Origin of the sequence: Streptococcus sp. 27098_8_113 (assembly GCF_041432545.1) — a bacterium.
GTDB lineage: Bacteria > Bacillota > Bacilli > Lactobacillales > Streptococcaceae > Streptococcus.
This window is the reverse complement of the sequence record NZ_JAPVZU010000001.1, coordinates 106,675-130,870: the sequence shown is the minus strand read 5'-3', so window position 1 is coordinate 130,870 and position 24,196 is coordinate 106,675. Positions and strand designations below refer to the sequence as shown.

Annotated in this window: 19 protein-coding genes; 2 read left to right on the top strand and 17 right to left on the bottom strand. The window is 43.3% G+C overall.

What is annotated here, in order from left to right:
* Positions 1-91 precede the first annotated feature (91 nt).
* The 3 genes from O3644_RS00635 to gla all read right to left on the bottom strand — a co-directional run bounded on the left by O3644_RS00635 (position 92) and on the right by gla (position 2,846).
* Complete coding sequence (locus O3644_RS00635; RefSeq protein ID WP_371594809.1) at positions 92-1,024, bottom strand: serine hydrolase domain-containing protein; 933 nt, start codon at positions 1,022-1,024, stop codon at positions 92-94.
* Positions 1,021-1,758, bottom strand: coding sequence for a CppA N-terminal domain-containing protein (locus O3644_RS00630; RefSeq protein WP_371594808.1), 738 nt, complete (start codon positions 1,756-1,758; stop codon positions 1,021-1,023). Before O3644_RS00630 ends, O3644_RS00635 begins: the two co-directional genes overlap by 4 nt.
* 191 nt (positions 1,759-1,949) lie before the next feature.
* The gene (gene gla, locus O3644_RS00625; RefSeq protein WP_314043236.1) at positions 1,950-2,846 is read right to left on the bottom strand and encodes an aquaglyceroporin Gla; all 897 of its coding nucleotides are present in this window, start codon (positions 2,844-2,846) and stop codon (positions 1,950-1,952) included.
* Between the two features lie 102 nt (positions 2,847-2,948).
* Between gla and O3644_RS00620 the strand changes: the two genes are divergently transcribed.
* Positions 2,949-5,240: a Xaa-Pro dipeptidyl-peptidase gene (locus tag O3644_RS00620; protein WP_371594807.1), complete on the top strand. Its 2,292-nt coding sequence runs from the start codon at positions 2,949-2,951 to the stop codon at positions 5,238-5,240.
* Between the two features lie 36 nt (positions 5,241-5,276).
* Here the strand turns inward: O3644_RS00620 and O3644_RS00615 are convergent, their stop codons facing one another.
* Positions 5,277-5,690, bottom strand: a complete 414-nt coding sequence (locus O3644_RS00615) for a hypothetical protein (protein WP_048764118.1) — start codon at positions 5,688-5,690, stop codon at positions 5,277-5,279.
* Positions 5,691-5,859: 169 nt separating this feature from the next.
* Between O3644_RS00615 and O3644_RS00610 the strand changes: the two genes are divergently transcribed.
* Positions 5,860-6,159, top strand: a complete 300-nt coding sequence (locus tag O3644_RS00610; protein WP_015605798.1) for a YbaB/EbfC family nucleoid-associated protein — start codon at positions 5,860-5,862, stop codon at positions 6,157-6,159.
* Positions 6,160-6,277: 118 nt separating this feature from the next.
* Here the strand turns inward: O3644_RS00610 and purH are convergent, their stop codons facing one another.
* The 13 genes from purH to fusA all read right to left on the bottom strand — a co-directional run bounded on the left by purH (position 6,278) and on the right by fusA (position 24,178).
* A complete protein-coding gene (gene purH / locus O3644_RS00605) occupies positions 6,278-7,825 on the bottom strand; it encodes a bifunctional phosphoribosylaminoimidazolecarboxamide formyltransferase/IMP cyclohydrolase (protein WP_371594806.1) in 1,548 nt (515 codons plus the stop codon).
* Entirely contained in the window at positions 7,818-8,897 is a 1,080-nt protein-coding gene (locus O3644_RS00600) for a hypothetical protein (RefSeq protein ID WP_371594805.1), read from the bottom strand. Before O3644_RS00600 ends, purH begins: the two co-directional genes overlap by 8 nt.
* Positions 8,894-9,448, bottom strand: a complete 555-nt coding sequence (purN, locus tag O3644_RS00595) for a phosphoribosylglycinamide formyltransferase (protein ID WP_371594804.1) — start codon at positions 9,446-9,448, stop codon at positions 8,894-8,896. Before purN ends, O3644_RS00600 begins: the two co-directional genes overlap by 4 nt.
* Positions 9,445-10,467, bottom strand: a complete 1,023-nt coding sequence (gene purM / locus O3644_RS00590; RefSeq protein WP_371594803.1) for a phosphoribosylformylglycinamidine cyclo-ligase — start codon at positions 10,465-10,467, stop codon at positions 9,445-9,447. The genes purN and purM overlap by 4 nt, the downstream gene beginning before the upstream one ends.
* Before the next feature lie 38 nt (positions 10,468-10,505).
* Positions 10,506-11,948, bottom strand: coding sequence for an amidophosphoribosyltransferase (gene purF, locus O3644_RS00585; protein ID WP_371594802.1), 1,443 nt, complete (start codon positions 11,946-11,948; stop codon positions 10,506-10,508).
* Positions 11,949-11,960: 12 nt separating this feature from the next.
* Positions 11,961-15,686, bottom strand: coding sequence for a phosphoribosylformylglycinamidine synthase (locus O3644_RS00580; RefSeq protein WP_371594801.1), 3,726 nt, complete (start codon positions 15,684-15,686; stop codon positions 11,961-11,963).
* A 56-nt stretch (positions 15,687-15,742) separates the two neighbouring features.
* Positions 15,743-16,450 carry a phosphoribosylaminoimidazolesuccinocarboxamide synthase gene (purC, locus tag O3644_RS00575; RefSeq protein ID WP_045500516.1) on the bottom strand — a complete coding sequence of 236 codons (708 nt, stop codon included), beginning with the start codon at positions 16,448-16,450 and terminating at the stop codon, positions 15,743-15,745.
* A 184-nt stretch (positions 16,451-16,634) separates the two neighbouring features.
* The gene (glnA, locus tag O3644_RS00570) at positions 16,635-17,981 is read right to left on the bottom strand and encodes a type I glutamate--ammonia ligase (RefSeq protein WP_005591666.1); all 1,347 of its coding nucleotides are present in this window, start codon (positions 17,979-17,981) and stop codon (positions 16,635-16,637) included.
* A 30-nt stretch (positions 17,982-18,011) separates the two neighbouring features.
* Positions 18,012-18,377 carry a MerR family transcriptional regulator gene (locus tag O3644_RS00565; RefSeq protein ID WP_005591665.1) on the bottom strand — a complete coding sequence of 122 codons (366 nt, stop codon included), beginning with the start codon at positions 18,375-18,377 and terminating at the stop codon, positions 18,012-18,014.
* Positions 18,378-18,453: 76 nt separating this feature from the next.
* Positions 18,454-18,978: an aromatic acid exporter family protein gene (locus tag O3644_RS00560; protein WP_005591664.1), complete on the bottom strand. Its 525-nt coding sequence runs from the start codon at positions 18,976-18,978 to the stop codon at positions 18,454-18,456.
* A gap of 430 nt (positions 18,979-19,408) precedes the next feature.
* Positions 19,409-20,608 (bottom strand): phosphoglycerate kinase, encoded by a 1,200-nt coding sequence (pgk, locus tag O3644_RS00555; RefSeq protein WP_125389726.1) that lies wholly within the window; start codon positions 20,606-20,608, stop codon positions 19,409-19,411.
* Positions 20,609-20,852: 244 nt separating this feature from the next.
* Complete coding sequence (gap, locus tag O3644_RS00550; RefSeq protein WP_005591661.1) at positions 20,853-21,860, bottom strand: type I glyceraldehyde-3-phosphate dehydrogenase; 1,008 nt, start codon at positions 21,858-21,860, stop codon at positions 20,853-20,855.
* Positions 21,861-22,099: 239 nt separating this feature from the next.
* Positions 22,100-24,178, bottom strand: coding sequence for an elongation factor G (gene fusA, locus O3644_RS00545; protein WP_371594798.1), 2,079 nt, complete (start codon positions 24,176-24,178; stop codon positions 22,100-22,102).
* Between the last annotated feature and the right edge of the window lie 18 nt (positions 24,179-24,196).

Genomic DNA, 24,196 nt, shown 5'->3' with positions numbered 1-24,196 from the left:
CACGTTAAGCAGTCAAAAACTCCAAGCAAGTGCCGGAGTTCTATCCTATTTTATCATCAGCGACTGACCTTTGGCTTCGGTAGAGAGGAGGCTACCACTCTTTTCTGATTAGATCCATCAGTTCATTACGGTCTAAAATCCACTGGGCACGCTCATCCTTTTCATAAGTTCGATTGGAAAGAAAGATTGCAGCTTTCTGTTCTGCCCGATTATACATGATAAAAGTCCCCGTATAGCCAGTATGATCCAGCCAGTCCCCTTCCAAATTCCAAGCTAGACTGCGTGTCTTGCCCGGCTCTAGAGCAAAGTTTTGGCTCAATTTCTCTGCAAATTCATCCTGCAAATAATGCTCTAAAAAGATCTGCAAATCCTCAAGTCTTGAAAAAAGCCCAGCGCTACCGGCATGATGGCCTAAGACACGCGCTTTGGGATCATGAACCACACCCGCTTTAACACCACGAACAGTCGGAACCGCAGAAGCTACTGGTCCAAAGCTGGTTTTCCGCATCGCCCACGGCTGAAAAATCTTTTCTGCAAATAACCTGTCCAAATCCTTCCCATAGATCTCCTCCAGCATAAAGCCTAGCAGGAGAAAGTTGACATCTGTATAATGGAAGGTTTTGTCATCCCGCACTGTCAAGCTATTGAGAGCCGCCTTTAATTCTTGAGCATTGAGCCTATCTCGATTGGGAATAAAGGGATCGAGCCCAGAGGTATGGGTCAAAAGCTGGCGCAGGGTCACCCGATCATCATGAAAGGCAGGATAATAGCGCCGCAAAGGCGCATCGATATCCAAGTCACCAGTCTGAAACAAAAATGCCACCAAGGTCCCTACGCCAACCACCTTACTGACACTGGCCAGATCATAAACCAGACCAGCTTGCGTTGCTGATTGATTGGCTGGGTCTGCCAAGCCCAGATAAAAACTCTGCCAATGTCCATCACGATAAAGAGACAAACTAGCCCCAGGATAAAGCCCCGCAGCAAGCTGCTGATCGATCTTTTCTAAAATTCGCTGAGTCATAGTTGCTCAAACCATAGTTCAATATTACTTGGGTCTTGGCTGACCAAGAATTTTTTAGATTTAGGGACAAAAAATTTCTGTGTCGCAAAAATCGATGACAATTTTTCCACATCAAAGTCCGCCACCAAACATTTGAGCATAGCCAGATCCCAAGTTTTCGTATTATCAGCTTGCAAATCTTCTCCTTGGGCTTCCTGCACATCTAGGAAATCCAAGACATTGCTCACTGGCTGATAGAAAGTTTTGACAGCCTGTAAATCTGGGACACGAAGCTCAATCTTTTCCACATCAAATTGACTCAAGCCGATAAAATCGTCCTGCCCTTCAAATGCAGGAGTTTCTTGGACTGGTTGTAAGCTGCTCAGGTTCTCTTCTGCATGGAGCAGGATGTGATCACCTTCCGGGGAAGTCGCTTCAAAAGCATAACCTTTCTCCCCATGATATAAACTATCAACTTCAATCCCTCGAGCCAACAAAGCCTCAATTTCTGACGCTTGTGCCACCTTGATCACTAAGCGAGCCAATTTCTTTGCCCCTTTCACTCGACGAGAGCGCATGCTTGGAGATTCTTCTAAAATCAATCTTTCTGTTTTGGTTTGATCGCCCAAAGACAACTGGGCTCCTTCTTCTAATAGGGATTTCATCCCTAGCGTTTTGCTATAGAAATCTTGATTTAGGTTCCGATTATTTACTTTTATTACTGGAACAATTCTTGCAACATGATTCACACTCATAACTTCCTCCAAACCATTTTATTGTAATAAATTTTCATTTTTTTGACAAGAAATTATGCGCAAACCAACAATTTTCAGAACATTTCCACTATCCTAATCTAACAGACCAAAAATATAAAGCAAATCGCATTTTTCCATTAGTCAGAAGCCAACAAAAAAGACCGAGATTTCTCTCGGTCTTTTGATAAATACTATCCGTAAATCGCTTTAAATAAAGCTACTGCTGCAATACCAGCCGCAATTGGTGCCACAACCGGTACCCAAGAATACCACCATTTTGAATCACCCTTGTGTTCACCAAGGATTGATTTTGGCAAGATAAAGTGCAAGATACGAGGTCCGAGGTCACGGGCTGGGTTAAGACCTGGTCCAGTAGGACCTCCAAGTGAAGTTACCAAAGCCATGACAAGGAAACCAAGTGCCAAGTGAGCGACAGCAGATGATCCATTTGTTGCTTGTGCAAATGTATTATGAATAAGACTTTGAACATCTGATTCTGCTACTTTTTGACCTGCTTGAGCTGCTTGAAGAGCTTGTTGTTGTACATTCTTCTCGATAAGAACCTTCAGTTCCGCACCGAAGTGAAGTTTAGTCAAGCCCATCGCTGCAAAGAAAAGAACAAAGGAACCAACAAACTCATTGATAAAGCCATTGATTGTTGCTGCTTTACGAGATTCAGGTGTTCCGTGATCTAGACTTGAAATGGTTGAGAAAGTACCCAAGATATTGTTTGGATTTTCTGTTTTCAAGTAGTAAGGACGGTGTGTCGCTACAACCAAAGCCTGTCCAAAGATCGCACCCAAAACTTGAGCAAAAATGTAAGGTGCTACATGCGCCCATGGGAAATAACCACTAATCGCAAGTGCTAAAGTGAAGGCAGGATTGATGTGGTTACCTGAGGTATTTCCAAACATCAAAGCTGGAATCATAACCCCCATACCGTAACCAACGGCAATGACCAACCAGCCACTTTGATGACCTTTAGTTCCTTTTAATTCAACATTGGCAACAGCACCATTCCCCAAAATGATAAGGATAGCTGTTCCTAAAAATTCCGTGGCATATTTAATAGCCCAACTGAAATCCATCTAATTTCTCCTTTAAAATTTTTTAGACAATCTATATTTTATCAAGTATAATGGATAATGTAAAGGTCATTTTAAATAAAAACCAGAAAAAGAGGGAAAAATATGCGCTTCAATCAGTATAGTTATCGCAAGACAAATCCAGACACTATGCGCCAAGAATTAGCCGAGTTGGGCTTCATCTATGAGCCGCAACTTTCTGACAAAGACAATCTCCAAAGCTTCCTACAACGTTGTTTCTTTCTCTATCAGGATACTGACTACTTGCTTCGAGCTTGGGCCGCTGATAGCGAAACTGACTTGTTGACCTTCTTCGAGTCAGACCGCGAAATGACAGCTGAGGTCTTCTATATGACTGCCTTTCAGCTCTTGGATTTTGTGCCTTTTGTTGATTTCACCGATCTTGAGAAATTCCGAACAGAAAGCAACTTCCCTATCGTTTACGGCGATCTGCTAGAAAATCTCTACCAGTTGCTCAACACTCGAACAAAGAATGGCAATCTGTTGGTTGATAAGCTGGTCAGCGAGGGATTGATCCCTGAGGACAATACCCACCACTACTTCAACGGCAAGAGCCTGGCAACTTTTTCCAGCCATGATGCTATCCGAGAGGTGGTTTATGTGGAATCACGCGTGGATACTGATGGAGACGGCCAGCCAGATCTAGTCAAAGTCAGCATTATCCGTCCTCGTTACCAAGGGCAAATCCCTGCTGTCATGACCGCTTCTCCTTATCATCAGGGAACCAACGATCCGGCCAGCGATAAGGCTCTCCATAATATGAATGTGGACTTAGTAAAAAAAGAGCCACATCACATCACAGTCCACGACCCCAAGCTTAAATTGCTCCAACTGGATGCGCTAGCTCCTGTTCAAGAAGTCTCTGAAGCCGAGGAAAAATTAGGCCATATCGGCACTTACACGCTCAATGATTATTTGCTACCCCGCGGCTTTGCCAATCTCTACGTGTCTGGCGTGGGAACCAAAGATTCTGACGGTCTGATGACAAATGGTGACTATCAACAGATCGAGGCCTATAAAAACGTTATTGACTGGCTCAACGGCCGCTGCCGAGCCTTCACCGACCACACACGCCAGCGGGAAATCAAGGCTAGTTGGTCCAACGGAAAAGTAGCTACGACAGGCATTTCCTATCTGGGCACCATGTCCAACGGGCTGGCTACGACTGGTGTAGATGGTTTGGAAGTCATTATCGCCGAAGCTGGGATTTCTTCTTGGTACAACTACTACCGCGAAAACGGCCTCGTCACTAGTCCCGGAGGTTACCCAGGAGAGGATTTTGAATCCTTGACCGAATTAACTTACTCCCGCAGCCTGAGGGCTGGTGACTACCTGCGTCATAATAATGCTTATCAGCGGAGCCTAGAGCAACAGCGTAAGGACCTAGACCGGCAAACCGGAGATTACAATCAATTTTGGCATGACCGCAACTATCTGCTCCATACAGATAAGGTCAAGGCCGAAGTCGTCTTCACCCACGGCTCTCAGGACTGGAATGTCAAACCCCTCCATGTTTATAATATGTTCCGAGCTCTGCCAGCTCACATCAAAAAGCACCTCTTCTTCCACAATGGTGCCCATGTTTACATGAACAACTGGCAGTCCATCGACTTCCGCGAAGCCATGAATGCCCTCCTCAGCAAAAAACTGCTGGGGCATGCTTCAGACTTCGAACTACCACCAGTCATCTGGCAGGACAACAGCCAAGCTCAAAATTGGCTCACTCTGGAAGACTTCGGTGGACAAAAGAACTACGCTCATTTCCATCTAGGTAAAGGCTTTCAAGAGATTCAAAACCAATATTCAGAAGAAGATTACAATCGTTTTGCTAAAAACTACCAAAGCTTTAAAAACGAACTCTTTGACGGCAAGGTCAACCAGATTACTCTGGATTGGACTTTGGAAGACGACCTCTTCCTCAACGGAGCCACCCAGCTCAAACTGCGCCTCAAATCCAGCACCGATAAGGGACTGATTTCTGCTCAATTGCTGGACTTCGGACCAGCTAAGCGCCTCACCCCGATTCCGACACCGCTTGATCCTCGAGTCATGGACAATGGCCGCTACTATATGCTGGACAATCTAGTTGAGTTGCCTTTTGCTGAAACGCCACACCGTGTCATTACCAAAGGTTTCCTCAACCTGCAAAATCGGACAGACTTGCTGACGGTCGAAGAAGTTGCCCCTGACCAATGGATGGAATGTAGCTTTGAACTGCAACCAACTATCTACAAGATGAAAAAAGGCGACCAACTGCGTCTCGTCCTCTACACCACTGACTTCGAACACACCGTCCGTGATAAGACAGACTATCAGCTGACGGTAGATCTAGGGCAGTCTAGTCTAGACTTGCCGATCATGGCATCACTGTCATAAAACCTAAAAGACGCTGAAATTCAGCGCCTTTTTCTTTTATCGTAGATTAAAATATTTCTCTGCATATTTTTTATAATCCGGCTTTTCCTTGCGGTTCATAGCAAAGAGCATACTGCCTGTGAGATAATCCTCGTCTGAATCAGGAATTAGCATAATAGCAACATTTTTATCTTTCTCAGGAAAGACGATAGAAAATATTTTGCCATTATCTTTCCGAGTCAGGCCATAATAACTCACCCCATTTTTAAAACCAACAGCATTTTGAGTATACTTATACTCTTCTTCGTTGATAATGATGGTTTTCTCTTTTATTTCAATGGTCGTTTGTTCACCGCTAGCGTCCTGCACATTCCATTTCCCCTGAATTTTAGGGCTACCACTACAGCCGATTAGGATGAAGAGGGATGAGAGCACTACCAACAGCAAAGCTTTTATCTTCTTATTTTTCAAGTTATCTTCTCCTTGGGATATAGATTCATGACCATTCTACTATAAAGGCTAAATCTTTGTCAAACCTTCTAGAAATGTTCTTCTTGCCACTTTTCCAAAAAATGATATAATTGAAGAGTGAAGATTACTAAGGGGCTCAGCCCTTGCGAGAGAAAGGAAAGAAAATCTTATGATGAATATGCAAAACATGATGAAGCAAGCCCAAAAACTTAAAAAAGAAATGGACATTGCTCAAGCAGAATTAGCCGCAACTGAATTTGTTGGAAAATCTAGCCAAGATTTAGTTGTAGCAACTCTTACTGGTGATAAAAAGGTTGTTAAAATTGACTTTCAGCCTGCTATCGTAGACCCAGAAGATATGGAAACTCTGTCTGATCTGACTAGCCAAGCTATCAATGCTGCTATCGATCAAATCAACGAAGTAGCTAAACAAAAACTCAGCGCTTTCCAAAGTGGACTTTCTTTCTAATTCTGTTAAGCCCTTTTAAACATCAACTCCCAAAAGATGATATATTCATTCTTTTGGGAGTTTTTTTGCGCAAAAAATTGGAGAAAAGATCTAAGCATATTCTCCAATATAAATCTTCTTAATGTCTAAAATGTCTCACTCCTGTGAAGACCATAGTCAAGCCATATTGGTCAGCAGCTTCGATGGATTCTTGGTCACGGACTGATCCTCCAGGTTGGATGATGGCCTTGATACCGGCCTTAGCAATTTCTTCCACATTATCCGCAAATGGGAAGAAGGCATCAGAAGCAAGGACGGCGCCGTCAAGACGGTCTTTAGCTTGTTCAATCGCAATACGAACAGAAGCCACACGGTTGGTTTGACCAGGGCCAACACCAAGTGTCATGTGGTCATTGGTCACGATGATCCCGTTTGATTTGACGTACTTGATAGCCTTCCAAGCAAATTCAAGAGCAGTTGCTTCTGTCTCGGTTGGCTGGCGTTTGGTCACCACTTGCCAGTCAGCTGGGCTCTCTTTGACCACGTCTTGGTTTTGCACCAGAAGTCCACCTACTACACCTGTGTATTCTGCCTCTACCTCACTAGCATCTTGAGCATCAAATGGCAAGGCAAGGATGCGCAAGTTTTTCTTTTTATTGGTCAAAATGGCTAGCGCTTCATCCGTATAGCTCGGTGCGATGATGATTTCAAGGAAAACACCGTGCATCTTCTCAGCTGTCGCAGCATCTACCTCACGGTTGAAAACGACGATTCCACCAAAGATAGACACTGGATCAGACTCATAAGCATAGTCCCAAGCAGTCTCGATGTCATCAGCCTGACCGATACCACATGGGTTCATGTGTTTGAGAGCCACAACGGTTGGACGTTCTTTGAAATCACGGATGATACGAATGGCCGCATCCGCATCGCGGATATTGTTAAAGGACAATTCCTTCCCGTTGAGCTGTTTTGCCGAAGCAATAGAATAATCTGTCGGCAAAGCTTTTTGGTAGAAATCGGCATCTTGTTGAGGATTTTCCCCATAGCGCATGGCTTGTTTGAGGTCATAGGTTAAAGTGAGTTTTTCAGGTTTTTCTTCACCCACTTGAGCTGTGAAGTATTCTGCAATCAAGGCATCATAAGCTGCTGTGTGACGGAAAACCTTGGCCGCCAAACGTTGACGCGTTTCGTAACTTGTTTCGCCATTTGCTGCCAATTCGTCAAGCACCACTTCATAGTCAGCAGGATCTACTACAACTGTTACGCTGGCATGGTTCTTCGCTGCTGAACGAAGCATAGATGGTCCACCGATATCAATGTTTTCAACCGCGTCTGCATACTCTACACCCGGCTTAAGGATGGTTTCCTTGAAAGGATAGAGATTGACCACCACAAGGTCAATCAATTCAATCTTATTATCTTTAGCCGCTTCCAAGTGGCTGTCCAAGTCACGACGAGCCAAGAGCCCACCGTGGATATTTGGATGGAGGGTCTTGACGCGACCGTCCATCATTTCTGGAAAACCAGTCACGTCGTCAATAGCAATGGTCTCTACCCCAGCACTATCAAGGGCAACCTTGGTCCCACCGGTTGAGATGATATCCCAGCCCAGAGCTTTCAGCTCTTTCGCAAATTCTACAATGCCTGTCTTGTCTGAGACACTGATCAGTGCGCGTTTAGTCATTATTATTCTCCAATCTTAATCGTTGATTATAGCGACCTACCAAACGTCTCGTTGCGTTTTCATTGAATTTTAGTGTACACAAAGTAGGATGTCTATCATCTAGATAAGCAATAAACGATAGCATCCCAAAACTTGTTCTTTTTGCGTTATAAGCGCTCTCATCTTGATTTGCTGAGTTATCGAAAATATACTCTCGAATAACTGATGGTAATTGAAATGTAAGTCTATATCGATCATAATTTCCAGTTGGTCTAACTATCCATACATCATTCTCATTTTCATTCCTTGTGATAGTTACTTCTTGATGTGGGTTTCTACGTAGCGACTCACGAAAGTCTTCATCATCATCAGGTACCAGTGCTATAATTTGTGAACTCTTTGTACTCGCTATATAAATACTTCTAACATTTTGCATTTGGTTTACAAATTCATTCACAACTGATTGTTGAATATCGAAATAAAACCATCTATAAAGTTCATTATAACTTAAATTATTAATCCACCTAGAAAAATCCTCTTTGAAACCATTAAAAATATCGCCGCTAATATCTTCACCACGAATCCCGTTAATGTCAAACCATCTATCTACAATTTGATTTATAAAATCTCTAATCCAATTGTAATAGCCAGATGATAAATCCATTAAATAAATCTTATGAGCTATGGCCAATCTTTGAGCATCATCTGTAAATCCTGATGTAGAAAAAATAGCATAATTATAATTATATTTAGGTAGCTTTAACTCTTCACTTGTCATCTCAACTGTGGAATAATTAGTATTTACATCTTGTAGAATACCTATTCCCATTCTAATTCTATCTATGCCAACCTTATTTGTATAAAATTTAGCCTCTAAAAATAAACGTATAGGATATACAAATGGTGGCGTGATACGGAACGTTCCTAAAGAGTCAAATTGATGATAACCACCTCTTCCCTTGACATTTAAACCATTCCTAGGTAAATTTACAATCTCATTATCGGTACTCGTTACTAAATCATATCCGTTAACTTTTAATAACTTAGCCAGTACAATTTCTAATAAATATCCTTTGGCTTGTGATTTTTTCATAATTTCCTCTCTACTCCAAAACTCTCCAGCACTTCTGGATACAACTTGTACTCTGCCTCATGAATGCGAGCTTCGAAGCTTTCGATGGTGTCATCAGCCAGCCGTGGCACACGGACTTGTCTGATGACCTTGCCTGTATCTACACCGGAGTCCACCCAGTGAATGGTAACGCCGCTCTCAGCAACACCAGCATTCCAAGCATCCTCAATCCCATGAGCTCCCGGAAATTCGGGCAGGTAGGCTGGATGGATATTGATAATACGCCCCTCGTAGGCTCCAAGTAAGGTTGACCCAACGATTTTCATGTAGCCGGCGAGGCAAACCAAGTCAATCTGGTGCTCTTCTAAGAGTTCGACAAGGGCTGCTTCGTAGTCTGCCTTGTTCTCAAACTCCTTGAGTTCAAAAGCATAGGACAGGACACCAAGCTTTTCTGCACGCTCTAGCACATAGGCGTCACGATGGTCTGAAAAGACAAACTCCACTGGAAATTTTTCGGCAATCACCTGAAAATTTGAGCCATTACCAGAGGCAAAAACCGCTATTTTTTTCATTTGATAATGACACTTTCGTTTTCTTTCTTGACGATGCGACCAATTTCATAGACTGGTTCATCCAACAATTCCTTAACGCGATCTACATTTTCAGGTCTAACTGCCAACATGAGTCCTACGCCCATATTGAAGATTTCAAACATTTCTTCATGCTTGATCTGACCGTATTTTTCAAGGACTTTGAAAATTGGAAGGACTGGAACCTTGCTTTCCTCAATCTCAGCAGCCAAGTCAGCTGCAAACATACGAGGGACATTCTCGATAAAGCCGCCACCTGTAATGTGGGCAATACCGTTTACCAAGCCTTCCTTGATGAGTGGCAAGACAGCCTTGACATAGATACGAGTCGGCTCCAGAAGAACTTCCTTGAGTTTCTTGCCTTCCAATTCTGGCAAAACTTCCTCACCTGTGTAGTCCGCAAAAACACGACGGACGAGTGAGTAGCCATTTGAGTGAATACCACTTGAAGCGAGTCCGAGAAGCACATCTCCTTCTGCTACTTTTGAACCGTCAATAATTTGAGATTTTTCAGCCACACCGACCGCAAAACCAGCCAAATCATAGTCATCTTCCCCATACATACCAGGCATTTCAGCCGTTTCTCCACCGATGAGGGCAGCACCAGCCTGCACACAACCTTCTGCCACACCAGCAACGACTTGTTCTAGTTTAGCTGGTTCATTCTTCCCTGTCGCCACATAGTCGAGGAAATAGAGGGGCTCCGCACCTGCAGCGATGATATCATTGACACACATGGCCACACAGTCCTGACCGATGGTATCATGCTTGTCGTATTTGATGGCCAGCATGAGCTTAGTTCCGACACCGTCAGTCCCTGAGATCAAGACCGGCTCTTTGACACCTGTTTTTGAAAGGTCAAACATGCCACCGAAACCACCAAGAGCTCCCATGACACCTGCACGCTCCGTACGAGCCACGTGCTTTTTGATCCGTTCAACAACTTCATAACCCGCTTCAACATCCACACCAGATTGTGCATAAGCATTTTTATTCGTCATCTTCTCTTCCTTTCCTTTAATGGAAAATCGTTATCCGCCTATTTGTAAAAACTGGTCTTTTCTTCCAAACTTCTACGATATTCTTCCTCATAGTCGTAGAGAGGAGTTGGGTAGTCGCCGTCAAAGTAAGCGACACAGAGACCACCGTTCGGCGCATCCGTTTCAATCCCAATCGAATCAATCAATCCCTCAACAGAAAGATAGGTCAGACTGTCCGCTCCAATGATTTGGCGAGTTTCTTCGACCGTATGATTGGCAGCAATCAGCTCCTGACGCGTCTGGATATCAATCCCGTAGAAACATGGATAAGCTAGCGCTGGACTGCCAATAGCAACGTGAACTTCAGAAGCCCCCGCTTCTTTCAAAAGCTGAACGATACGGCGAGAGGTTGTCCCACGAACAATGGAATCATCAATCATGACCACACGTTTGCCTTTGACAACACCTGAAACAGCAGACAGTTTCATCCGCACCCCTTGCTCCCGCAATTCTTGAGTTGGTTGGATAAAGGTGCGTTGGGTGTATTGGTTCTTGATAAGACCCATCTCATTTGGCAGACCGGATTCTTCCGCAAAGCCCATGGCTGCGCTGAGTGAAGAATTGGGCACACCGACCACAATATCCGCCTCATGCTTAAATTCACGCGCTAATTGGGCACCCATACGTTTCCGAGCTGTATGGACATTGACACCATGGATATTGGAGTCAGGGCGGGCAAAGTAGATATACTCCATAGAGCAAATCGCGAGCTGAGTATCATTCGTATAACTATCGTACTGGATACCATTGTCGTCAACAATGACAATCTCTCCTGGTTTCACATCGCGAATCCACTCAGCACCGATTACTTCAAAGGCACAGGTTTCAGATGAAACCACGACTGCTCCATTGGCCATTTTTCCGATCGAAAGAGGACGAAAACCATTAGGGTCAAGGGCAGCAATCAGCTTGTCCTCAAACAGCAAGATATAAGCAAAGCCACCTTTGACAAGACTAAGTGCTTCCTTGATTTTGCCCATCAAGCTAGGATTGTGACTACGGCGAATCAAGTGAGCCAAGATTTCCGAGTCCGAAGTCGCGCTGAAAATCGCGCCTCTTTGTTCTAATTCTTGCTTGAGAGATTCTGCATTGGTCAGATTTCCATTATGAGCCAAGCCAAACTGCATATCATGAAAGCGGAAAAGGAAAGGTTGGATATTGTCTACAGAAGCTTCTCCCGCAGTCGCATAACGCACGTGTCCAATCGCTCCAGTCCCTGTCAATTTATCCAAATTAGCAGGATCTCTGAAGACTTCTGATAAAAGCCCCATATCACGATGGCGCTTCAATTGTCCATGGTCATTGGAGAGGATCCCTGCCCCCTCCTGACCACGGTGCTGAAGACTGTGGAGCCCAAAATAGGTCATTTTAGCAGCATCTGGATGCCCCCAGATACCAAAAACGCCACATTCTTCATTAAGAGATTTTACTTCGTATGTCATTTTTTATACCTTTTATTTCCCTGTGAAATAACGCACAGCTGACGCGAACAGATGCTGGTCTTTATTCCCTGGGATGTTTTGGAAAAGACCGTCTTCATAACGTTCTGAGTGTCCCATTTTACCGATGATTTGGCCGTTCTTGCTGGTAATTCCTTCGATAGCGTTGACTGAACCATTCGGATTGTACTTAGAATCCATGCTTGGTTTGCCTTCAAAGTTCACGTATTGGCTGAAAATTTGTCCATTGTCACGGAGCTCAGCGAATTCCTCAGCCGTCACGACAAACTTCCCTTCACCGTGCGATACAGGAATAGCGTGGATATCACCCACTTGAACACCAGCCAACCATGGTGAGTTGGTATTTGCAATACGGGTTTCCACCATCTTAGCCACGTGCTGGTTAGCATCATTGTAGAAGAGAGTTGGGCTGGTACTGCTGGCATCTTCAAAGTTCCCGTATGGAAGAAGGCCTGATTTTACGAGGGCTTGGAATCCATTACAGATACCGATAATCAAGCCACCACGAGCGATAAAGCTATCAATGGCTGCACGTACTTTTTCATTGAAAAGGATGTTGACGATAAACTTAGCGGAACCATCTGGCTCGTCCGCAGCTGAGAATCCACCTGCAAAGAAGAGGATGTTAGCCTTACCGATGTTGTCAACCATGGTTTCAACTGACTTGACAATGGCTTCTTCATTGAGTGTCACGAATGGCACCAAGTTGACCTCTGCACCTTCTTTTTCGAAGGCCTTAGCTGAGTCATATTCTGAGTTGGTACCTGGGAAGACTGGGATGTAAACCACAGGTTTTTCAATAGTTTCTTTGGCTTTGATGACTGCGTTAGAAGCGACAGCTGGAACTTCGTCCAATTCTTTAGCTTGAGCAAATTCTGTTGGGTAAACTTCTTCCAGTTTTCCTTGGAAAGCACTGTCAAGTTTCTGTCCGTCTAGCTTCACACCGTTGACAAGGAGAGCAAAGTCTGCACTTGTTTGACCAATCTTCTCCACTCCAACGATTTCTTCAGGAGACGTGAAGACAAAACCGCCTAATTGAGCTGTCAAAGAACTTGCAAGTTCAGGCAAGGTCACCTCTGCACCCATATGATTCCCAAAGGTAGCAAGAGCCAAACTTTCAACCACACCACCGTATTTGACAGTTGAAGCCGCCGTCACCTTATGAGCTTTTTGAATGGCTTCAAACTGAGCAAAATTAGACTTAATAAGTTCAAAATCAATTTCTGCAGAGAGGGCTTGACCTGGAATGTAGTAGATGTTTTCACCAACAGTCTTGAACTCTGGAGAAAGCACCTTACGGCTATCCGCCGTTGTCACCCCAAAGGCAACCAAGGTTGGTGGTACGGTTAATTCCTCAAAGGTGCCAGACATAGAGTCCTTCCCACCAATAGATGGCAAGCCAAGTTGGATTTGTGCTTCGATAGAGCCTAGGAGAGCTGCTACTGGTTGACCAAAACGCTCAGCTTGTTTATCCATGCGCTCGAAATACTCTTGGTAAGAGAAACGAGCCTTGGACCAGTTGGCACCAGCAGCAACCAAACGAGCGGTTGCTTCGATAACCGCATAGGCCGCACCGTGGTATGGAGACCATTCTGCCACATAAGGGTTGAATCCTTGAGCCATGACTGACGCAGTGTGAGTTACACCGTGTTGAACTGGCAATTTTTGCACAGATGCCTCAGTTGGAGTGAGTTGGTAGCGACCGCCAAGTGGATGATTGACAGTTGAACGACCAACCGAGCAGTCAAAGATGGTTTGCAAGCCTTTTTGACTCGCATGGTTCAAGTCAGATAGAACCGCAAGGGTATCAGCTTCAAGTGTGTCAGCGCTTGTTGTACGCTCCTCTGGAAGCTTGACATCCTTGTCCACAACCTTGGCATCAACAACGACACGCACACCATTGGTATCAAGGAAACGGCGTTCCAAGTCGACAATGGTTTCACCATTCCAGTGCATGACAAGATTTGGTTTTTCAGTTACTGCCGCCACCACAACAGCGTCAATATTTTCTTTATTACATTCCGCAACGAAGGCATCTACGTCCTCAGGACGCACCACAACTGCCATCCGTTCTTGTGATTCAGAGATAGCAATTTCTGTACCATTCAAGCCTTGGTATTTAAGAGGAACCTTGTTGAGGTCGATTTCAAGACCATCTGCCAATTCACCGATAGCCACACAGACACCACCTGCTCCAAAATCGTTGGATTTCTTGATGAGACGAGTGACATCCCCATTACGGAAAAGGCGCTGAATCTTGCGTTCTTCGATGGCATTCCCTTTTTGAACCTCAGTACCGGCAGTCTCTACAGACTCAACTGTTTGAACCTTAGAAGACCCTGTCGCACCACCGACACCATCACGGCCGGTCTTGCCTCCAAGAAGGATAATCACATCGCCCGCTTCGGGTTTTTCACGGACAACGTTGCCCTTGGGAGCAGCCCCAACAACGGCACCAAGCTCCATGCGTTTGGCTACAAAGCCTGGGTGGAAGTATTCACGAACGTATGTCGTCGCAAGACCAATCTGGTTCCCATAAGAAGAGTAACCGTGAGCCGCTGTTTTAGAAATGACTTGTTGTGGCAATTTACCAGCACGCGTTTCCGAAATCGGAGCTGTAATATCACCAGCGCCTGAGATACGCATAGCTTGGTAAACGTATGAACGGCCTGACAATGGGTCACGAATGGCTCCACCGATACAGGTAGCCGCTCCACCGAACGGTTCGATCTCAGTTGGGTGATTGTGGGTTTCATTTTTAAACATGAGAAGCCATGGCTCTTTCACACCATTGACATCCACTTCGATTTCGACCGAGCAAGCATTAATTTCGTCTGACACTTCCATGTCGTCCAAACGTCCATTAGCACGCTCATAACGACCGAAAATAGTCGCCATATCCATCAAGGTTTGTGGCTTTTCAGACCGACCTAGTTCATCACGCATAGCAATATACTTGTCATAAGTCGCCTGCAATTGCTTTTGGAATTTTGAAGCTGAGAAGTCGATATTTTTCAACTCGGTCTCAAAAGTCGTGTGACGGCAGTGGTCAGACCAATAAGTGTCCAAAACCTTGAGCTCTGTCTCAGTTGGCACGCGTCCGATTGACTTAAAGTGGTCTTGGATAAAGAGCAAATCGTCCACTTCCATAGCCATCCCTTGTTCGGCCTTGTAGCGAGCAAAGTCTTCTGCTGTATAGCTTTCAAAAAAAGTCAATTTAGGAATGGTCTTGTCTGACTCTGAAAATTCCTGCTTGGCAATCCCTGTCGTGATGTCCTTGAAACGAGAATCCACTGGATTTAGCAGGTAGTTCTTGACCGCTTCCAACTCAGTCGCATCAATATCTTTATTGACTAAGTAAAGTTGAGCGGTATTGACTGTCACATCACTCGAACTCCCCAGCAAAAGCAAGGCTTCTTGCGAAGATGCTGCACGTTGGTCAAACTGCCCTGGCAGGCTTTCAATGGCAAAGAAAGCATAGTTGGCAAGATCCGCTTGCACAGCTGCTTCGTCCAAGACATGGTCTGTCACCTGCTCAGAGAAGATGTGCTTCTCTGCAGGTGCAAACAAGTCCTCAGCCAAATCAAAGACATCATAAACCTGTACAATGCGAATACTTTTCAAAGTTGACAATCCCAAGTTGTGCTGGAGTTCTCTTACCAAACTCTCTGATTTGACCTGAAAATCAGCCTTTTTCTCAACAAAAATACGTTTATCCATCAATTCTTATTCCTTTATTTCATCTCTTGCAATGTTCCCAAACAGCCTTTAGGTTGTTATTTCAATTCCTGCAACTTTTCCCAAACAACTTCGTAAACGTCTGTCAATTCACCTAGTCCTCTACGGAAAACATCCTTGTCCATGTGGTTGCCATCCGCATCCCACAAGCGGCAGTTGTCTGGTGAAAATTCGTCTGCCAAGATAATCTTGCCATCTTTGTCAAAACCGAACTCTAGCTTAAAGTCAATCAATTTAAGACCAATCTCAGCAAACCAAGCTTTCAAAAGTTCATTGATACGACGCGTTTCTTCCTTCAAGTAAGCAATCTGCTGGTCATCCGCAATCTTTAGGAATTTCACATGCTCATCATTGATAAAAGGATCATCCAAATCATCATTTTTATAGTAAAATTCGACAATCGGAGTCTCAAATGCGATGCCTTCTTCCACACCAAAGCGTTTTGAAAAGGAACCAGCTGTGTAGTTGCGGAGCACAACTTCCAAAGGAATAATGTCAACTTTTTTATTGAGCTGATCTGTATCTGAGATTTTCTCGATAAAATGCGTTGCTACACCGGCAGCATTCAACTTTTCAAAGATAAAGGCTGAAATCTGATTATTTAACACTCCCTTACCTGCAATTTGCTCCTTTTTGACACCGTTAAAAGCAGTCGCCTGATCCTTGTAGCGGGACAAAATCACCTGCTCATCTTCTGTCGCAAAAATATCCTTTGCTTTTCCCGAATATAACAACTTGTTTGACATTTTATTATTCGCCTTTCGTGTTTTTATGCTTTAAGTGTATCACTTTTAAATATATTTTACAAGTTTTCCCCGTACATTCTGGATACAAAAGCATGAAAAAGATTGGAAATACAACATTTAAAAACTGAAAATATCTTGTTTCCATACAAAAACAGGACTTTTTCAAGCCCTGTTCTAGAATTCATTAATATAAGTCCAAATAATTATCAATTTCCCATTGGGAAACGAAGGTCGCATAGCTAGCCCATTCAATCCGCTTGGCTTCAACAAAGCTAGTGTAAATATGGTTTCCTAAAGCTGCCTTGACGACCTCATCTTCAGTTAAAGCCTTAAGGGCATTGTGGAGGGTAGATGGCAGGTCTGTAATACCGGCTTCCTTGCGCTCCTCAGCTGTCATCACATAGATATTTTCCTCAATTGGAGCTGGCGCTTCGATTTTATTTTCCACTCCATGCAGTCCCACTTCTAAGAGCACCGCCATAGCGATATAAGGATTAGCCATAGGGTCTACTGAACGCAACTCCAAGCGAGTTCCCATGCCGCGCGATGCCGGTACTCGAACCAAAGGTGAGCGATTTTGCCCAGCCCAAGCGATGTAAACTGGCGCTTCAAAGCCAGGCACCAAACGTTTATAAGAGTTGACAGTCGGATTCATGATAGCCGTATAGTTATAGGCGTGCTTAATCAAACCGCCCAAGAAATAGTAGGCTGTCTCAGACAACTGCATTCCTTTTGGATCCTCTGGATCATAAAACGCATTATTTCCATCTTGGTCAAAGAGGGACATATTGCAGTGCATACCAGAACCAGCAATACCAAACTTGGGCTTAGCCATGAAAGTCGCATAGAGGCCGTGCTTACGAGCGATGGTCTTCACCACCAACTTGAAAATCTGAATCTTATCACAAGCGCGAAGCACTTCATCATACTTAAAGTCAATCTCGTGCTGACCAACTGCTACCTCGTGGTGACTCGCTTCTACTTCAAATCCCATCTTAGTCAAAACATTGACAATTTCTCGACGAGTATTGTCTGCCAAGTCTGTCGGCGCCAAGTCAAAATAGCCCCCCTTGTCATTCACTTCCAGTGTCGGATCACCATTTTCATCCAATTTGAAAAGGAAAAATTCTGGCTCAGGACCAAGATTGAAAGACTTGAAGCCCAATGCTTCCATATGTTTGAGAGCTCGCTTAAGGTTGCTACGAGGATCTCCTGCAAAGGGAACATGTTCTGTCGTATAAACATCACAGATCAAGCCTGCTACACTGCCATTTTCATCTCCCCAAGGAAAAACTGTCCAAGTATCCAAATCAGGATAAAGATACATATCAGATTCATTAATCCGAACAAATCCCTCGATAGACGAACCGTCAAACATAGCCTTATTTGATAAGACCTTTTCAAGCTGCTCATCCGTTGCTGGAATTTCAACGTTTTTCATGGTTCCCAAAATATCAGAGAACATCAGACGGATGAAAGTGACGTTTTTTTCTTTTACTTCGCGACGAATATCAGCTGCTGTAATGGGCATGGGTAACTCCTTATAGTTTTAAAAAATAGTTTATGGTCGACGCATGTGACCAAAGGTTGGCAGAGAAGAGCCAAAACGACCTTGCTGTAAAATATCATTGTGGAGAGCTCGACGGACTTCCTTTTCGCTAATCGTTTTGTGGGATTTAGCTTCACGCTCAGCATATTTCTTTTTGATAGCAGCGATATTATAACCTTCAGAAATATAATCCTTAATTTCCAAAAGGCGGTCCATATCATTCAGGGAATACATTCGGCGATTGCCCTCATTCCGAAGGGGAGTGATGAGGTTTTGCTCCTCATAATATCGAATCTGACGGGCAGATAAGTCCGTCAACTTCATAACGCTACCTATGGGAAAGACTGCCATATTTCGGCGAAACTCTTTTTCCTTCATTTTTTTCCTCTCTATGCACTATTATAACTAATTTTTTTTGTATGTCAACAATCAATGTGAGATTTTCTTACACATTTTAATTTATAGACTTAAAGAAATTCTTAATTCTATCCACATCCGAATTTACAACTATTGCGACAAAGACCCCCATAAAGGTTTCAAAAACTCTAGCAAAAACGTATAAAATAGTATCTTCCGGACTAATGGAGAGAGTGATAATCAGCATAGCTGAAACACCACCAATCACCCCAGCCTTATTGTTCATAGCAACATTGGTCATGATCGTCAGCATCGTACAGATTGGCACAAATACTAAGGTCACCCAAAATTGGCCGTTCAATAAATTTCCCAACAGATAGAATAGCAAGGCATAAAAGCCCCCGACACTATTTCCTAAAATACGAGAAGTTCCGAAATGAACACTTTTATCAAAATCTTCTCGCAGGCTAAACACCGCTGTCAAAGCCCCAATTTGGAGCCCCTTCCAGCCAAACATACCAAAAATAAGTAGGACAATAAAGACTGCTATCCCTGTTTTCATCGTCCTCATACCCAAGCGAAATTTTGATTTATCGAATTTATACTTACTAAAATAGCTCATGCTTTTTCCTTTTTAAAAGTAAACTATCTTTATTCTAACATATTTTCTAACAAAAAGGCTCTGTCCATCGAGTTTATTGTCTATATCCTACAAGGATGCATAGCCAGCTTCTACTGTATTTCTAACTATATTTCCCATTATTGATTACTCATTAGGAAAATAGAAGCCAAAAATCCATTTCCTCAGAAGCCTACAAGGACAAAAGAAAAAGAGTTGGTTACCCAACTCTTTCCGTTTCAAAGATTATTTTTCAGTCAAAGCTGCAAGCCCTGGAAGAACTTTACCTTCAAGGAGTTCCATTGAGGCACCACCACCGCGTCACAAATACCTCCACTACACAAAAAGGTGACATAGCCACCTTTTCGTTAACGTTTCAGTTTTGTTCCTTTTTCTACAAAATCAGGATTTTGTAGAGACTAACGGGCTGAAATTATTTTTCTGTAAGTGCAGCCAAACCTGGCAATACTTTACCTTCAAGAAGCTCCATAGAAGCGCCTCCGCCCGTACTAATCCATGAGAACTTGTCTGCACGACCAAGGTTGATGGCTGCGGCAGCTGAGTCACCACCACCGATGATTGATTTCACGCCTGGTTGTTTCACGATAGCGTCCATCACACCGATTGTACCAGCTTGGAAGTCAGGGTTTTCAAACACACCCATTGGTCCGTTCCATACAACTGTTTTCGCATCAGTCAAGGCTTCGTCAAATTTAGCGATAGATTTAGGACCGATATCCAAACCAAGGAAGCCTGGATCTACTGCTTCACCTTCAGTATCTTTCACTTCAGTGTAGTCTGCAAATGCGTTTGCTTCTTTTGAGTCAACTGGTAAGATCAATTTGCCGTTTGCTTTTTCAAGAAGAGCTTTAGCAACATCCAATTTGTCTTCTTCTACAAGTGAGTTACCGATTTCGATACCTTGCGCTTTGTAGAATGTGTAAGTCATACCACCACCGATAAGGACTTTATCAGCTTTTTCAAGCAAGTTTTCGATAACACCGATCTTGTCTGAAACTTTTGAACCACCAAGAATGGCTACGAATGGGCGTTCTGGAGCTTCAACTGCTTCTTGGATGTAGGCAATTTCGTTTTCAAGAAGGAATCCAGCAACAGCTTTTTCAACGTTTGCTGAGATACCAACATTAGATGCGTGTGCACGGTGAGCTGTACCGAATGCATCGTTTACGAAGATACCATCTCCAAGTGATGCCCAGTATTTACCAAGTTCAGGATCATTTTTAGATTCTTTCTTGCCATCAACATCTTCGAAACGAGTGTTTTCAACCAAGAGAACTTGTCCATCTTCAAGAGCGTTAACAGCTGCTTCCAATTCAGCACCACGTGTAACGCCTGGGATAAATTTAACTTCTTGACCCAATTTAGTAGCCAAATCAGCAGCTACAGGAGCAAGTGATTTACCTTCTTTATCTGCTTCTTCTTTTACACGTCCAAGGTGAGAGAAGAGGATAGCACGTCCACCTTGTTCAAGGATGTACTTGATAGTTGGAAGTGCTGCAGTGATACGGTTGTCGTTAGTAATCACGCCATCTTTTACAGGAACGTTGAAATCAACACGAACGAGAACTTTTTTCCCTTTCAAGTCAACGTCTTTAACAGTCAATTTTGCCATTAGATATGACTCCTTCTTTTTTTATACGTGTTAATTATATCACAAAATCTACAAAAGTGATAGTAAAAATTCATGGCTTTTCCTTTTCTCCAATCAAAGATAGATGAAAGACTACACGATTCACATTTTTCTGATAAATGCTAATGATGTTGCATGAGCAGGGTGATTTCCAATAGCCACTCCTTCAAGCTGTTCTGTAAAACAAAAAAGAGATCCATTCGGATCTCTTCTACATACAATTGAATTATTTAGCGATTTTTGCAAAGTATTCAAGAGTACGTACAAGTTGTGCAGTGTAAGACATTTCGTTGTCGTACCATGATACAACTTTAACCAATTGTTTACCGTCAACGTCAAGAACTTTAGTTTGAGTTGCGTCGAACAATGAACCGTAAGACATACCTACGATATCTGAAGATACGATTGGATCTTCTGTGTAACCGTATGATTCGTTAGCTGCTGCTTTCATAGCTGCATTTACTTCATCAACAGTAACGTTCTTTTCAAGAACTGCTACCAACTCAGTAACTGATCCAGTTGGAGTTGGAACGCGTTGTGCAGAACCATCAAGTTTACCATTCAATTCTGGGATTACAAGACCGATAGCCTTAGCAGCACCAGTTGAGTTAGGAACGATGTTAGCAGCACCAGCGCGAGCACGACGAAGGTCACCACCACGGTGTGGTCCGTCAAGGATCATTTGGTCACCAGTGTAAGCGTGGATAGTAGTCATCAATCCTTCTACAACACCAAAGTTGTCTTGAAGTGCTTTAGCCATTGGAGCCAAACAGTTTGTAGTACATGAAGCACCTGAGATAACTGTTTCAGTACCATCAAGAACGTCGTGGTTAGTGTTAAATACGATTGTTTTAACATCGTTTCCACCAGGAGCAGTGATAACAACTTTCTTAGCTCCACCTTTAAGGTGTTTTTCAGCAGCATCTTTCTTAGCAAAGAAACCAGTTGCTTCAAGAACGATTTCTACACCGTCAGTAGCCCAATCAATTTGTTCTGGGTCACGTTCAGCAGAAACTTTAACGAATTTACCGTTAACTTCGAATCCACCTTCTTTAACTTCAACAGTACCATCGAAACGACCTTGAGTTGTGTCGTATTTCAATAAGTGTGCAAGCATAACTGGATCTGTAAGGTCGTTGATGCGAGTAACTTCAACACCTTCTACGTTTTGGATACGACGGAAAGCAAGACGACCGATACGACCGAAACCGTTAATACCAACTTTAACTACCATTAGTGATTTCCTCCTTATGAAAATCAAAAAAATTTTTATGTGAAAAGAGTAACTTGAATCACTACAAATCACCTTTCAACATATCTATTATATACCTTATTGAGTAAAATTGCAACTGATTTCATTATTATTAACAAGTAACAAATTTTCTTTCATGTATTTTCGATATTTTTCATAAATTTCATATTTTGATTCCATAAAGAAAAAACGCCCGCTAGAAGCGAGCGTCATGTAGTGAATTATTCACCACGGTGTTTCTTAATGATTTCTTCTTGTACTGATTTAGGTACATCTTCGTAGTGGTCAAATACCATCATGAAGGTACCACGTCCTTGTGTTGCAGAACGAAGAACAGTCGCATAACCAAACATTTCAGCAAGTGGAACATAAGCACGAACGATTTGGCTGTTACCATGTGCTTCCATACCGTCAACACGTCCACGACGAGCTGTTACGTGACCCATAACATCACCAAGGTTTTCTTCAGGAACAGTGATGGTTACAAGCATCATTGGCTCAAGAATAGCTGGTTGTGCAGTCTTAGCAGCTTCTTTCAAAGCAAGTGAAGCCGCAACCTTGAAGGCTGTTTCAGATGAGTCGACATCGTGGTATGAACCATCGTAAAGTTTAGCTTTCACGTCAACGATTGGGTAGCCAGCAAGGACACCATTTGCCATTGACTCAATCAAACCTTTTTCAACCGCTGGGATGAATTCACGAGGAACCACACCACCGACGATAGCATTTTCAAACTCGAAGCCTTTTCCTTCTTCGTTTGGAGTAAATTCAATCCATACATCACCGAATTGACCTTTACCACCAGACTGGCGTTTGAAGAATCCACGTGCTTGAGTAGAAGCGCGGAATGTTTCACGGTAAGATACTTGAGGAGCACCTACGTTTGCTTCAACCTTGAACTCACGACGCATACGGTCAACAAGGACATCCAAGTGAAGCTCACCCATACCAGAGATAACTGTTTCACCAGTTTCAACGTTTGTTTCAACGCGGAATGTTGGATCTTCTTCAGCCAATTTTTGAAGGGCAATACCCATCTTATCTTGGTCTGCTTTAGATTTTGGCTCAACCATCAACTGGATAACTGGTTCTGGAACGTGGATTGACTCAAGGATGATTTTAGCTTTTTCATCTGTCAATGAATCACCAGTAGTTGTATCCTTCAAACCAATAGCAGCTGCAATATCACCAGCATAAACGGTTTCGATTTCTTGACGACTATTGGCATGCAATTGCACAAGGCGTCCGATACGTTCACGTTTACCTTTAGAAGTGTTCATTACGTAAGAACCAGATTGGAGAACACCTGAGTATACACGGAAGAATGTCAAACGACCTACAAATGGGTCTGTTGCAATCTTGAAGGCAAGAGCTGCGAATGGCTCTTCGTCAGATGCTGGACGAGTTTCTTCTTCATCAGTATCTGGGTTAATACCTTTGATCGCTGGGATGTCAAGTGGGCTTGGAAGGTAGTCGATAACCGCATCAAGCATCAATTGAACACCCTTGTTCTTGAAGGCAGAACCACACAATACTGGGAAGAATTCAACGTTGATAGTTGCTTTACGGATAGCAGCTTTCAATTCTTCGTTAGTGATTTCTTCACCTTCAAGGTATTTCATCATCAAGTCTTCATCAGTTTCAGCAACTGCTTCCACCAATTTTTCACGGTATTCTTGAGCTTGGTCAAGGTATTCAGCTGGAATATCTTCTTCAAGGATATCTGTACCAAGGTCATTAGTATAGATTTCAGCTTTCATCTTGATCAAGTCGATGATACCGCGGAAGTCATCTTCAGCACCGATTGGCAATTGGATTGGGTGTGCATTTGCTTGAAGACGATCGTGAAGTGTGCTTACAGAGTAAAGGAAGTCAGCACCGATTTTGTCCATTTTGTTAGCAAATACGATACGTGGAACTCCATATTCAGTTGCTTGACGCCAAACTGTTTCAGTTTGAGGCTCAACACCTGATTGTGAGTCAAGAACGGTAACCGCACCATCCAATACACGAAGAGAACGTTGTACTTCGATTGTGAAGTCCACGTGTCCTGGTGTGTCGATGATGTTTACGCGGTGGTTGTTCCATTGAGCTGTTGTCGCAGCAGATGTGATAGTGATACCACGCTCTTGCTCTTGCTCCATCCAGTCCATTTGTGACGCACCTTCGTGAGTTTCACCGATTTTGTGGATTTTACCAGTGTAGTAAAGAATACGCTCAGTAGTTGTTGTTTTACCAGCATCGACGTGAGCCATGATACCGATATTACGAGTTTTTTCAAGTGAAAATTCGCGTGCCATGAGGTTAGTTTCTCCTAT